Here is a 13,196-nt window from a genome sequence, read left to right on the forward strand (position 1 = left end):
CGGCGTGAGCGGGGACGCGGCTGGCGCAGCAGCCGGGCCGGGAGAGTGCACGGCGGGCGGCGGCACGGACGGCTCCGCGGTGCCCGGCGCCGTGGCAGCAGGCGGCGCCGCGGCCGTGGGCGACCTGGCCTGTGCCCGCGACGCGGCCCTCGTCCTCGATCCGGAGGACGATCAGGCGCGGGTGGCAGCCCTCGACGCGTTCCTGCTCGCGCGCGGGCCGACGCCGGACCCGCGGGCCGACCTCGCCGTCGAACTCGCGGAGCGGATCCGCTCGGAGAGCACGGCGCTGCGAGTGGGGACCCTGGCCCGCGACGCGGGCCTTTCGGTCCGCTCACTGCAGCGGCTCTTCGCCGCATACGTGGGTGTCGGCCCCAAGTGGGTCGTCCTGCGCCACCGCATCCACCAGGCCCTGGAGCACGCCGAATCGGCCGCCGACGTCGACTGGGCCGCACTCGCCGCCGACCTGGGCTACGCCGACCAGGCCCATCTCGTACGGGACTTCACGGCGACGGTGGGCGTGCCGCCGACCGCGTACGCCCCGCGCAACTGAGCTCGCCGGCCGCGCGCCGGCAGAGGGCTGAGCCCGCCACGGGCTCGGCGTATCAGGCCTCGACCGGCTTGGTGAAGTGGTACCCGCTGATATGCATCCGCTCGCGGAAGTAGAAGCGGTGCGCATCGGAGCGCTGCGCACCCGAGTCCAACTCGATCCGGTGGCAGGCCAGTTCGCGGGCGCGGACCTCCAGGTGCGCGAGCAGCTCCCGGCCGACCCCGGTCGAGCGCGCCCGGGCGGCGGTCACCAGATCGTCCACATAGAGCTTCCGCAGCGCACTGGTGTTCACCACGACCCGCCAACCGGCCACGCCGAGGCAGGCACCGTCCTCCGCGTACGCGGCGGTGAACCGCAGGCCCTGAGCGTGCCCCTCCGCGTACACCTCGCGGAACAGCTCTGCGGTCAGATGCGGGCGGAGCTCACGCAGGACGTCGAGGGCCTCGGCGGCGAGCCGGGGGTCTCCGGGCTCGAGGTCGGTGATCTTCATGCCCGGCAGGGTACGGGCACCCCGGGACACTCCCGCGCCGCGGGTACCGGCCGTCCGCCTCGAGCGGGACGGGCGGACGGGACGGCCGCGGCGGCCGGGCCGCCCCCCGGCACGGTCGGGTCTCGGGCGAAGTCAGGCCTCGGGTGCGGTCAGGTACCGCTGCACTGTGGGGGCGAGCCAGGCGATCACCTCCCTCTGCGACATCTCGACGGCGGGCGGGAACCGCAGGACGTACCGCGCGAGTGCCATGCCGAGGATCTGCGAGGCGGCGAGGGCGGCGCGGCGCGGAGCCTCGGCCGGGTCGGGGCAGACCGCGGCGACGAGCGGACCCAGCTGCTCCTTGAAGATCTCCTGCATGCGGCGCGCAGCCGCTTCATTGGTCACTCCGACCCGCAGCAGAGCCGTGAGCACCTCGTCCTGCTCCCAGCGGTCGAGGAAATGGGAGACGAGGACGGCCCCCGCATGCCGGTCGGCGCCGACGCGGATGCCGTCCAGGTCGTCGAAGCGGAGGTCGATCTCGGAGGCGGCGGCGAAGAGTCCCTCCTTGTTCCCGTAGTACCGCATGACCATCGACGGGTCGATCCCCGCGTCACGGGCGATCGCGCGGATCGTGGCGCGCTCGTACCCCTCGGCGGCGAAGCGCTCCCGGGCCGCGTCGAGGATCGCGGCTCGGGTGGCGTCGGAACGGCGGGGGGCCGTGCCGCTGGGGTCGGCCTGCGGGGCGAGCTTCTCGGACATGCGGACATCATAAGCCAACACGCGTTGGCCAACAAGTGTTGACAGGATGGGAAAGTCACTCTAAGTTAGCCCACAAGCGTTGACCAACGAGCGTTGGCCAACGGACGTTGACGCAAGTTCTGCCTCATGCGGAGAACTGCCGTCGGCGCCGAGGACTGCCGTTGAATTCGGAGAACTGCCAAGGAGAGGCCATGAACAGCAGCACGGGCACCACCGCGCAGAGTGATGTGATCGTCGTCGGCTCCGGCCCCACCGGGCTCCTGCTCGCCGGAGACCTCGCCGCCGCCGGCATCCCGGTCACCGTCCTCGAGAAGCGCCCGGCCAGGATCAGCAATCTCACCAGGGCCTTCGGCGTGCACGCCCGCACCCTGGAGCTGCTCGACGCCCGCGGCCTCGCCGACGAGCTCGTGAAGACAGGCCGGCAGATCACCGACCTGCGCCTGTTCGGCTCCCTCTCCCTGGACATCGGCACGATGCAGTCCCGCTTCCCCTTCCTCCTCTCCACACCGCAGTACGAGGTGGAGAAGCTCCTGCACCGCCGCGCTGCGCAGCACGGCGTCGTCTTCCGGCACGGCGCCGAGGTCACCGGCCTCGCCCAGGACGCTCAGGGAGTGGACGTCGCCGTGCAGTACGAGGACGGCTCGACCGCCACCCACCGGGCGGCGTACGTCGTCGGGGCGGACGGCATCCGCAGTGCCGTCCGCCGGGCGACCGGTCAGCCCTTCCCGGGGCACTCCGTCATCAGCTCCATCGTCCTGGCCGACGTCAGGATGAGGACGGAGCCGGAGATCACCGTCGCGGTGAACGGCTCGGGGGAATCCTTCGCCTTCGTCATCCCCTTCGGCGACGGGTACTGGCGGGTCGGCGGATGGGACCGCGCGCGGTCCGACATCCCGGACGACGCCCCCGTGTCCCTCGACGAACTCCGCGGCATCACCCGGCGCGCCTTCGGATCCGACTTCGGCATGCACGACCCCCGCTGGATCTCGCGCTTCCACAGCGACGAGCGACAGGTCCCGCAGTACCGCACCGGCCGCGTCCTCCTGGCCGGCGACGCGGCACACACCCACTCCCCCGCCGGCGGCCAGGGCATGAACACCGGCCTGCAGGACGCGGCCAACCTCAGCTGGAAGCTCGCCGCCGTCCTCCGCGGCGACTCCCCCGACGCCCTGCTCGACACCTACCAGGCGGAGCGCCACCCCGTGGGCCGTGCCGTCGTCCGCAGCAGCGGGGCCATCATCCGCCTCGCCATGGCGCACACCGCGGCACAGCGCACGCTGCGCTCCCTCCTCACCCACGCGGTCGACGCCGTCCGCCCGCTCCGTACCAGGGCGATCGGCCAGATCACCGGCATCGGGCACGCCTACGCCGCACCCCGCGGCGCCCACCGACTCGTCGGCCGGCGCGCGCCGGACGTCGCCCTGGCCGGCGGGAGCCGTCTCCACGAGGCCCTGCGCGGCGGGCAGTTCGTGCTCATCACGCCTGCGGACGACGACCGCGCGCCGGGTGCTCGCGAGTCCGCGCCGCCCACCGCGTCCGACGCCCGGGTGATACGGGCCCACTGGGCGGGCGATCGGCGCGGTGCTCTCCTCGTCCGCCCCGACGGCCACGTGGCCTGGGCCTCGGACAAGCCCGACCCCAGCGGCCTGCGCCGCGCCCTCGGCGAATGGACCGGGGCGTAGGAGGTCCGGGCTGGGCCGCGGCTCGTGCACCGGCCGACCGGCCTGCAGGGCACCTCGTCGCGACAGCACAGCACAGCACGGCACCGGCACGGCACGGCACGGCGAGTACAGCGAGGACAACAAGGCCAGCGACGACAGCCAGACGCGCGGTGCCGGCGAGAAGGGCGAGGACGGCGAGAAGGGCGAGGACTGTGAGAAGGGTGCGGACGGTGAGAAGGGTGCGGACGGCGCCTTCATGTACGCGCCATATTTGCACCCCCGCCGGGCCGTTAGCCTGGCTGGGGCACCGGATCCAGACCGCACCGCCATCCACACCGCCCGCCGCAGACCGAGGAGCATCCCATGAGCGCCGCCGTCCGAACCGCCGTCGTCACCGGCGCGAGCAGCGGAATCGGCTCCGCCACGGCACGCCGGCTCGCCGCCGAGGGGTTCCACGTCGTGCTCACGGCACGGCGCAAGGACCGGATCGAGTCCCTCGCGGAAGAGATCCGGGCCGCGGGCCACCAGGCGACGGCGCACACTCTCGATGTCACCGACCGGACCGCCGTGGACACCTTCGCCGCAGGCCTCCCCCGCTGCGACGTCCTGGTGAACAACGCGGGCGGTGCACTCGGCGCCGACCCCGTCGCCACCGGCGACCCGGCCGACTGGCGCCAGATGTACGAGGTCAACGTCATCGGCGTACTGCACCTCACCCAGGCCCTGCTCCCAGCCCTGGTCGCGTCCGGGGACGGCACGGTCGTCGTCCTGAGCTCCACCGCGGGCCACGCCACCTACGAGGGCGGCGCCGGATACGTCGCGGCGAAGCACGGGGCGCATGTACTCGCCGAGACCCTGCGCCTGGAGATCGTCGGACAGCCCGTGCGGGTCATCGAGATCGCGCCGGGAATGGTGAAGACCGAGGGTTTCGCGGTGACCCGCTTCCGCGGCGACGAGTCGAAGGCAGCCGCGGTCTACGCGGGCGTGGCCGAGCCGCTCACCTCGGACGACGTCGCCGACACCGTCGCCTGGGCCGTCACCCGCCCGAGCCACGTCAACATCGACCTGCTCGTGGTCCGCCCCCGAGCCCAGGCCTCCAACCAGAAGGTGCACAGGGAGCCGTGATGCCGAGCCCCGACCCGACCCCGTCGCAGAATTCCGCCCCGACCGAGGACGCCACAGCCGCGCACGAGGCCGCGGTGCGCCGCGCCGGCGAGGCCCTGCAGACGTACACCCTCTCCGCCGAGGGCTGGCGCCAGAGCCCGAGCGAGACCCTGCAGCGCCTGCTCACCGACCTACGGCACTGGTGCGACGACACCCAGCGGGACTTCGACCGTGCCGTGACCGGTTCCCGCACCCTGCACTCGACGGAACGGGACACGGCAGCAGAGGAGTTGGCGGCACGGGAGCCGGCAGCGGAGCCGGCAGCAGGGGGCACAACAGGACGGAACGAGGCCTGAAATGCCGGACACCCCTGACCGGGCCACGCCCACTCCTGCCGAGACGTCCACCCCGGACGCCGCCGCCCGTGCCGCCGCGGCCGACGCGTACCGGCGCAGCGAGGAGGAGCGCAGCGAGCGGCACATGTGGTGGTATCTGGCCTACTTCCTGTTCGGCATCCACATCGTCGCGTTCGTCATGATCTACGCGGTCACGCACGCGAAATGACTGGTCAGGCCGCCCGCTCCCGGACCGAGGGGCCTAGGTCCACAGCCCGATGTGTGGGCGCCGTTCGCTGATTAGCGTCGATGCCCGTGCAGGCCGATACACAGAACACCCCACCCACAACCGAGGACGCACGCCGCCCCGCGGCGGAGCGCCGGCGCCAGACCCTGGACCGGCTCGCCACCGAGCGCGACATCTGGCTGGCGACGTCCCACCCCGAGCACGGCCCTCACCAGGCCCCGTTCTGGTTCTCCTGGGACGGTCGGGCCGTCTGGGTCTGCACCGGCGCCGCCTCCGCCACGGTGCGCAACGTCCGCGAGGAACGACGCGTCCACCTCTCCCTGCCGGACACCGCGGATGTGGTGATGCTCCAGGGAGAGGCCGACTGCTATGCCGATCAGGACGTCCCCGAGGAGGCGGCGGACCGCTTCACCGCCAAGTTCGGCTGGGACCCGCGCCGTGAGGAGGGATCGTTCGTCTACATCCGCATCACGCCGGCGGTGATCCGCGCCTGGCGCGACGAGCCGGAGCTGCGCGGCCGCGTCATCATGCGCGACGGCACCTGGCTGTAGTCGCCCGCCGGGGCGGCCAGGTGCCGTCGGTATCGCTCAGCCCTTCACGCAGACGACCTGCTTGAGCTTGGCGACGACCTGGACGAGGTCCGTCTGCCGGTCGATGACCTGCTCGATCGGCTTGTAGGCGCCCGGGATCTCGTCGACCACGCCGGAGTCCTTGCGGCACTCGACCCCGCGGGTCTGCTCCTCGAGATCCTTGGCCGAGTAGCGCCGCTTCGCCGCGTTGCGGCTCATGCGGCGACCGGCGCCGTGCGAGGCCGAGTTGAAGGACTTCTCGTTCCCCAGTCCCTTCACGATGTACGAGCCCGTGCCCATGGAGCCGGGGATGATGCCCAGGTCCCCCGAGCCGGCCCGGATCGCGCCCTTCCGGGTGACCAGCATGTCCATGCCCTCGTACCGCTCCTCCGCCACGTAGTTGTGGTGGCAGGAGATGACCGGCTCGAAGGTGACCTTCGCCTTCTTGAACTCGCGGCGCACCACGTCCTGGAGGAGGCCCATCATGATCGCGCGGTTGTACTTGGCGTACTCCTGAGCCCAGAACAGGTCGTTCCGGTAGGCCGCCATCTGGGGTGTGTCCGCGACGAAGACGGCGAGGTCACGGTCGACGAGGCCCTGGTTGTGCGGGAGCTTCTGGGCCACTCCGATGTGGTGCTCGGCCAGTTCCTTGCCGATGTTCCGGGAGCCGGAGTGCAGCATCAGCCAGACAGAACCGGACGCATCCGTGCAGACCTCCACGAAGTGGTTCCCGCTTCCGAGCGAACCCATCTGCTTGGTGGCCCGCTCCTGGCGGAACTTGACCGCGTCCGCGACTCCGTCGAAGCGCCCCCAGAACGCGTCCCACCCCGCCGTCGGGAAGCCGTGCAGGCGGCCCGGGTCGACCGGGTCGTCATGCATGCCGCGGCCGACCGGGATGGCCTGTTCGATCTTGGAGCGCAGGCGGGACAGGTCGCCGGGCAGGTCGTTCGCCGTGAGGGACGTCTTGACCGCGGACATGCCACAGCCGATGTCCACACCGACGGCCGCCGGGCAGACCGCGTCGCGCATGGCGATCACGGATCCGACCGTCGCACCCTTGCCGTAGTGGACGTCGGGCATCACAGCAAGGCCCTTGATCCAGGGCAGAGTTGCGACATTCTGGAGCTGACGGAGCGCGCCGTCCTCGACCGACGCCGGGTCGGCCCACATGCGGATCGGCACCTTCGCACCGGGCACCTCTACGTATGACATAACTACCTCGATCCCCCGAAAAGTCTGAAAGCGCAAAATCTGGAGCCGAGTTCGTCAAAAGGGATAGCGAACCGGCATTCACAGCGGCGCGTGCGATACACATTGTGGTCACTGGCCGCCGGAGGGCGGCAACCTGTTTTCCGTGGCGAAGGGAGCCGGAACCGTGCGGCGTAAGGGGTATGTCCCGGGCGCGGCCGCGCTTCTCGCGGTGCTGCTCGGCGGCTGTACGAGCGGCTCCGGCCTCGGCGATGAGGCCGGCGACTCCAAGCCGGGCGGCACGGACTCGAGCACTCCGGCTGCGGCGCCCGGCAAGTACCGGACGCTGCCCGACCCCTGCCGCACCCCGGACCGCGGCACGCTCGACACGATGCTGCCCGGCATCAAGGCGGCGCCCGAGCCCCAGCGGGAGAAGCTGTACGACGGCGAGGCGACGGTCACATACGACACCGACCGCCTTGTGGGCTGCCGCTGGAAGGTGGAGTCGGCGCAGGCCAGCCACCATCTGCGGGTCGGCTTCGAGCGCGTGGTGTCGTACGACGCATCGGTGAGCGACGACGAGCTCGCCGAGAAGCTGTACCTGGAGCAGGAGCTGGCCGCCGATCTGCCGGCGCCGTCCCCGAGCGGCAGCGCGGACCCGGACACAACCCCGAGCGGCACGGGCAAGGACAGCAAGGACGGCGCGAAGCCGGGCGAAGGCGGCAAGACGCCGGCGACGACCGACCCGGACGGCGACGGCGCCCCCGAAGGCGACGGCAACGGCAACGGCAACAGCACTGGATCGTCGGACAGTTCGAGCAAATCGGATGAATCACCCGATCCGGCCGCATCGGGCGACCCGTCCACCCCGCCCGTTCCCGAAGGGCTCGAGCCCCGAGTCCTGGACGGCCTGGCCGATCAGGCCTTCGTCGACGACAAACTGAGCGCCGAGGGCGCGGCGGCCCGGCACCGCACGGTGACTGTGGTGTTCCGCACGTCGAACGTGATCGTGACCGTCGAGTACGACGAGCAGCCGGCGCGCGGCACGGAGGTGCCGGACAGCAAGGAAATGCAGGACACCGCGCGGGAACTGGCCTCGAAGATGGCCGCACGGTTCGCCGAGTAGCGCCTGCCGGACCCCCGCGCCGGGTGGCCCGGGTCACTCACATTTCGCTCACAGCCCGGGCACCTTCCGCGTACCGTGTCTGGGCGGAACCAACGGACTCCATGAGCGAAGGAACCATGCACCGACTTACGCCGCGACTCACCCGCACTCTTGCCGCCTGTGCAGCCGTACCGGTGATCCTTGCCGCGGCAGGCTGCTCCTCCGACTCCGGCGACGGTGGCAAGAACGACGCCGGATCCCAGTCCTCCACCAGCCCCGGAAGCGGCGAGAAGGACAAGGCCTCGACCGTGCAGAAGGCGGCCTTCGACACCCTCCCGGACCCCTGCAAGGTCCTGGAGAAGAAGACGATCTCGGACCTGGTCCCGGAGGCCGAGGACAAGTCCGGCAAGTCGGCCAAGTCGGCGGACACCACGACGCGCGGCTCGTGCTCGTGGAACGGCCTGGACGACAAGGGCGTCAAGGGCTCGCAGTTCCGCTGGCTCAATGTGTCGCTGATGCGCTACGACTCCAACGCCACGCTCGGCAGCGGCGAGAAGCTCGCCGGCGAGCAGTTCACCAAGCGGGTGGACGAGGCGAAGGGGATCGACGGCGCGAAGGACGTGAAGACCGAGCCGCTGAGCGGCGTCGGTGACCAGGCGACGCTGGTGTCCTACGAGCAGAAGAAGAAGGAAGGCACCTTCAAGAACCAGCGCGTGGTCACCCGGGTCGAGAACGCGGTCGTGGTGCTCGACTACAACGGCGCGGGCCTCGCGGGCGCGAAGGCGCCGAGCGCCGGTGACCTGGCGAAGGACGCGAAGAGCGCCGCGAAGGAGGCCGCGAAGGCGGTCACCGAGGCGAACACTTCGGGCGGTTCGGGCAGTTCGAACGGCTCCGGTTCGGACTCCGGCTCCGGCAGCGACTCCGATTCGGACTCCAAGGACAAGGGTTCCGATTCCGGTTCGGACTCCGGCTCCGGCTCCGGCAGCGACTCCGGCTCAGGCAGCGACTCCGGCTCAGGATCCGCCAAGAAGTCCTGACCCCACAGAGCACCGCGGGCCCGAGGCCGCACCGGCACAACTCCGGACAGCCCACCCGCAACCGGAGCCCGGTCACCCCTGGTGGCCGGGCTCCCGGCATACCCGCCCCCCGTCACCCGTACACGTGTGCCAGGCTGTTGCGCGCAACTGACCGAACAGGGAGGGGATCACGGGTGGCCGCGCCACTGCGTCTGACTCGCACGCACCGGATACTCATCGCGGTGGTGATCGCGGGCGCGATCGTCATCGCGGGAATCGGTTTCGCCGGCTCCTACGCCGCGGTGCGTGACCTCGCGGAGAAGAAGGGCTTTGGCGACTTCTCCCTCGTCTTCCCCATCGGCATCGACGCCGGCATCTGTGTGCTGCTCGCGCTCGACCTGCTGCTGACCTGGATCCGTATCCCGTTCCCGCTGCTGCGGCAGACCGCCTGGCTGCTGACCGCGGCGACGATCGCGTTCAACGGCGCGGCCGCCTGGCCGGATCCGCTCGGTGTCGGTATGCACGCGGTCATCCCGATCCTGTTCGTGGTCTCCGTCGAGGCCGCCCGGCACGCGATCGGCCGGATCGCCGACATCACGGCCGACAAGCACATGGAGGGCGTACGGCTGACCCGCTGGCTGCTCTCGCCGCTGCCGACGTTCCTGCTGTGGCGCCGGATGAAGCTGTGGGAACTGCGTTCCTACGAACAGGTCATCAAGCTCGAGCAGGAACGCCTCGTCTACCAGGCACGGTTGCGCTCCCGCTACGGCAGGGCCTGGCGCCGCAAGGCCCCGGTCGAATCCCTGATGCCGCTGCGTCTGGCCCGGTACGGGGTGCCGCTCGCCGAGACCGGCCCGGCGGGCCTGGCGGCCGCGGGCATCGAGCCCCAACTCCTGCCGCCCGCGCCCGAACCGGCCGAGATCACCTCCGGTACGCCGAGCACCGCGCCCCGCCCCGGTGCGGTCCCGGGCGGCGGCGAGCTCGGCAAGGGCGGGCCGGCCGACGAGGGTTCGGACAGCCCCTGGTTCGCCCAGCCGCGCGAGGTGGCGTACGAGGGCGGCTACGACCCGGACTACGACCCCGGATACGAGCCGGCCTACGACCCGGCCCAGCACGCCAGGTTCGACGGCCAGGGCCCGTACCAGGAAGGCGGCCCGTACCGGGAAGGCCCGTACCAGGAAGGCGGCCCGTACCAGGAAGGCCAGTACCAGGAAGACGGCCCATACCCACAGGACCAGTACTCACAGGGCCAGTACCAGCAGGACCAGTACGAGCAGACCGAGTACGAGCAGACCCAGCCCCCCGCCCCCGGGGACAGCGGCGTGCGCGTCCCGGCCGGCCCGAACCGTACGCGCCCGCTCACCATCCCGGGCCCGCGCGCGGAAAGCCCGGAATCGGCCACTCCGGAGCTCACCGTCCCCGAGCTCCCGGACCAGGACATCCCGGTCCCGCCGTCCGCCGGAGCCGGAACGGACATCGAGAGCGAGCCCGACGAGGCCTCCGCGCCCGGCCTCCCCGAGGACGTCTCCCGTGAGGAGGCGTACTTCGGCGCCTTCCGGAAGTATGTGAGCGAGCACGGGGACTATCCCAACGCCCGCCAGTTCGGCCTGTATCTGCAGGACCTGTACGGCGTGACGGGCCGCGCCGGCGGCCCCCTGCAGGAGAACTCGCTGCGCCCCTACCTGCGCGGCTTCCGCACCCGCTACCAGCAGGAACTGGACACGGAGTACAGCGCATAGCATCGCCCGCCCACGACGCACGGTCGGCGCCGGCAGCCGCGGCCGCGCCGAGCTGGACGACTTCGAGGTCGAGGAGGGCGGCAGGACCGCCAACCGCCCGCCCGAGCTGTTCGCGTACTACTACGGGGCGAAGTCGGCGGACGGCCCGCTGGTGCTCTGGAAGCTGGGCGACAAGCCGAAGAAGATCCTCACATCCTCACATCCTCACCTACGAGCGCGAGGACTGAGCCCGGCTCCGCCGTCGCCGCTCGTCCGGCAGGGCGAGCAGGAAGCCGACGACGACCATCGCCGCGTACACGAAGGGGTGCGGCTCGAACCAGGCGCGCAGCATGCCCCAGTCGTTCCCGGTGGTCAGCCGGCCGATGAGGCCGAGCGCGCCCTGGATGCCGATGATCCAGCCCAGAATGCCGATGATCTGCTTCATACCTGTACGGTCTCGCGTCCCACGCCCGGAATCGTCCTGCGCGGGACGGAACCGCGGGTAGACCGAAGGATGCAGTCCGGTACGACTCAGTCACGACGGACCGAGCCGCACCGGACTCCGGCACCGTGACCGAGCCGCACCGGATTCCTGCACCCGCACCGGACTCGGCCACCCGCCCCGGGCTCAGACCCCGAGCAGCTTGCGCACCCGCTCCGCGCCCACCGCGAGCAGCAGCGTGGGCAGCCGCGGCCCGGTGTCCCGGGTCACGAGCAGCCGGTAGACGAGCGCGAAGAACGCCCGCTGCGCACCCTTGATCTCCGCCGGCAGCTCCTTGGGCGTCGCGTCCGCGGGGAACCCGGCCTGCACCTTCGGCACTCCGTAGACGAGATGGGTCAGGCCGTCCAGGGACCAGTGGTCGTCGAGCCCGTCGGCGAGCAGCCGCAGCGATTCGCGGGCCTGGTCGTCGAGGGAGCCGAGCAGCTCCTTGTCGGGCTCGTCCCGGACGAGGGTGCGGGACTCGGCCGGGACCTGGGTGTTGATCCAGGCCTCGGCGCGGTCGAGCCGGGGCCGCACCTCGTCGAGCGAGGCCAGCGGCTGGGACGGGTCGAGCTCGCCGAGGATGCGCAGCGTCTGGTCCTCGGCGCCGGCGGTGATGTCCGCGACCGAGGCGAGCGTGCGGTACGGCAACGGGCGCGGTGTCCGCGGCAGTTCACCATCCGCCGTGCCGACGGCACGGGAGTGTGCGGCGACATCGGCCGGCAGCGCCGCGCCCTCGGCGACCTTGACCGTGAGCTTGTCCCACTCGTCGTAGAGCCGCTGGATCTCCTGGTCGAAGGCGATCTTGAAGGACTGATTGGGCCGACGGCGTGCGTAGAGCCAGCGGATCAGCTGGGGCTCCATGATCTGCAGGGCGTCGGCCGGCGTCGGCACGCCGCCCTTGGACGAGGACATCTTCGCCATGCCGGAGATGCCGACGAAGGCGTACATCGGGCCGATCGGCTGCTCGCCGCCGAAGATCCCCACGATCTGGCCGCCGACCTGGAAGGACGAGCCGGGCGAGGAGTGGTCGACTCCGCTGGGCTCGAAGATCACGCCCTCGTACGCCCAGCGCATCGGCCAGTCGACCTTCCAGACCAGCTTGCCGCGGTTGAACTCGCTGAGCCGGACGGTCTCGCCGTGCCCGCACGCGCAGGTGTACGTCAGCTCGGTCGACTCGTCGTCGTACGACGTCACCGTGGTGAGGTCCTTCTCGCAGACCGCGCAGTACGGCTTGTACGGGAAGTATTCCGCGCCGGAGCCGCTGCCGTCGTCCTCGGCGGCCGCGCCGGAGCCCTCGGCCGCCTCCAGCTCGGCGGCGTCCACCGGCTTCTGCGACTTCTTGGCCGGGGCCTTCTTGGTGCGGTACTGGGCGAGGATCGCGTCGATGTCGCCGCGGTGCTTCATCGCGAAGAGCACCTGCTCGCGGTACGTGCCCGACGTGTACTGCTCGGTCTGGCTGATCCCGTCGTACTCGACGCCGAGCGCGGCCAGGGACTCGCTCATCGCGGCCTTGAAGTGCTCCGCCCAGTTCGGGTACGCGGACCCGGCCGGGGCCGGGACCGAGGTGAGCGGCTTGCCGATGTGCTCGGCCCAGGTCTCGTCGATGCCGGGGACGCCTGCCGGGACCTTGCGGTACCGGTCGTAGTCGTCCCAGGAGATCAGGTGGCGCACGGCGTGGCCGCGGCGCCGGATCTCGTCGGCGACCAGGTGCGGGGTCATGACCTCGCGGAGATTGCCCAGGTGGATGGGGCCCGAGGGGGAGAGTCCGGAGGCGACGACGACAGGTTTGCCCGGGGCACGGCGCTCCGACTCGGTGATGACCTCGTCCGCGTAACGGGAGACCCAGTCGGTGGTCTCTGTGCTCTGAGCCACGATCGGCACGTCCTCTTGATCCTGGTGGTGTGGGCTTTCAACGAAAGGCTGACGCGGGCCATTGTTTCAGACCGGGTGGGGGCCTCCGCACCCGGAAATGCAGGGCCCTCCGCACCCGGAAA

14 protein-coding genes are annotated in these 13,196 nt (G+C 71.1%); 9 read left to right on the forward strand and 5 right to left on the reverse strand.

Annotation, left to right across the window (positions count from 1 at the left end; all coding sequences use genetic code 11):
- A partial coding sequence (locus DY218_RS30705) for a helix-turn-helix domain-containing protein (RefSeq protein WP_147336188.1) occupies window positions 1-550 on the forward strand: 550 nt, incomplete at its 5' end.
- Between the two features lie 52 nt (window positions 551-602).
- Here the strand turns inward: DY218_RS30705 and DY218_RS30710 are convergent.
- Window positions 603-1,037 carry a GNAT family N-acetyltransferase gene (locus DY218_RS30710; RefSeq protein ID WP_128559444.1) on the reverse strand — a complete coding sequence of 145 codons (435 nt, stop codon included), beginning with the start codon at window positions 1,035-1,037 and terminating at the stop codon, window positions 603-605.
- Between the two features lie 132 nt (window positions 1,038-1,169).
- Window positions 1,170-1,775 (reverse strand): TetR/AcrR family transcriptional regulator, encoded by a 606-nt coding sequence (locus tag DY218_RS30715; RefSeq protein ID WP_128559445.1) that lies wholly within the window; start codon window positions 1,773-1,775, stop codon window positions 1,170-1,172.
- A 191-nt stretch (window positions 1,776-1,966) separates the two neighbouring features.
- On the opposite strand from DY218_RS30715, the gene DY218_RS30720 reads away from it, so the two are divergent.
- From DY218_RS30720 to DY218_RS30740, 5 genes are all read left to right on the forward strand, one after another.
- Window positions 1,967-3,457 (forward strand): FAD-dependent monooxygenase, encoded by a 1,491-nt coding sequence (locus DY218_RS30720; protein WP_128559446.1) that lies wholly within the window; start codon window positions 1,967-1,969, stop codon window positions 3,455-3,457.
- A gap of 342 nt (window positions 3,458-3,799) precedes the next feature.
- Window positions 3,800-4,561 (forward strand): SDR family NAD(P)-dependent oxidoreductase, encoded by a 762-nt coding sequence (locus DY218_RS30725; RefSeq protein ID WP_128559447.1) that lies wholly within the window; start codon window positions 3,800-3,802, stop codon window positions 4,559-4,561.
- A complete protein-coding gene (locus DY218_RS30730) occupies window positions 4,561-4,896 on the forward strand; it encodes a hypothetical protein (RefSeq protein WP_128559448.1) in 336 nt (111 codons plus the stop codon). Before DY218_RS30725 ends, DY218_RS30730 begins: the two co-directional genes overlap by 1 nt.
- 1 nt (window position 4,897) lies before the next feature.
- Window positions 4,898-5,104 carry a hypothetical protein gene (locus DY218_RS30735; RefSeq protein ID WP_128559449.1) on the forward strand — a complete coding sequence of 69 codons (207 nt, stop codon included), beginning with the start codon at window positions 4,898-4,900 and terminating at the stop codon, window positions 5,102-5,104.
- Window positions 5,105-5,190: 86 nt separating this feature from the next.
- Window positions 5,191-5,673, forward strand: a complete 483-nt coding sequence (locus DY218_RS30740; protein WP_233521982.1) for a pyridoxamine 5'-phosphate oxidase family protein — start codon at window positions 5,191-5,193, stop codon at window positions 5,671-5,673.
- A gap of 36 nt (window positions 5,674-5,709) precedes the next feature.
- Here the strand turns inward: DY218_RS30740 and DY218_RS30745 are convergent, their stop codons facing one another.
- A complete protein-coding gene (locus DY218_RS30745) occupies window positions 5,710-6,903 on the reverse strand; it encodes an RtcB family protein (protein WP_128559451.1) in 1,194 nt (397 codons plus the stop codon).
- Window positions 6,904-7,066: 163 nt separating this feature from the next.
- Here DY218_RS30745 and DY218_RS30750 point away from each other — a divergent pair, with 163 nt between their 5' ends.
- From DY218_RS30750 to DY218_RS30760, 3 genes are all read left to right on the forward strand, one after another.
- Window positions 7,067-8,005, forward strand: a complete 939-nt coding sequence (locus DY218_RS30750; RefSeq protein WP_128559452.1) for a DUF3558 domain-containing protein — start codon at window positions 7,067-7,069, stop codon at window positions 8,003-8,005.
- Between the two features lie 116 nt (window positions 8,006-8,121).
- Window positions 8,122-9,021 carry a DUF3558 family protein gene (locus DY218_RS30755; protein ID WP_128559453.1) on the forward strand — a complete coding sequence of 300 codons (900 nt, stop codon included), beginning with the start codon at window positions 8,122-8,124 and terminating at the stop codon, window positions 9,019-9,021.
- A gap of 173 nt (window positions 9,022-9,194) precedes the next feature.
- Window positions 9,195-10,739: a DUF2637 domain-containing protein gene (locus tag DY218_RS30760; protein WP_233521983.1), complete on the forward strand. Its 1,545-nt coding sequence runs from the start codon at window positions 9,195-9,197 to the stop codon at window positions 10,737-10,739.
- Between the two features lie 208 nt (window positions 10,740-10,947).
- Here the strand turns inward: DY218_RS30760 and DY218_RS30765 are convergent, their stop codons facing one another.
- Window positions 10,948-11,163 (reverse strand): hypothetical protein, encoded by a 216-nt coding sequence (locus DY218_RS30765; RefSeq protein ID WP_128559455.1) that lies wholly within the window; start codon window positions 11,161-11,163, stop codon window positions 10,948-10,950.
- Window positions 11,164-11,346: 183 nt separating this feature from the next.
- Complete coding sequence (gene lysS / locus DY218_RS30770) at window positions 11,347-13,083, reverse strand: lysine--tRNA ligase (protein ID WP_128559456.1); 1,737 nt, start codon at window positions 13,081-13,083, stop codon at window positions 11,347-11,349.
- Window positions 13,084-13,196: the final 113 nt, after the last annotated feature.

The organism is Streptomyces triticagri (assembly GCF_003429565.1).
Classification (GTDB): Bacteria; Actinomycetota; Actinomycetes; order Streptomycetales; family Streptomycetaceae; genus Streptomyces; species Streptomyces triticagri.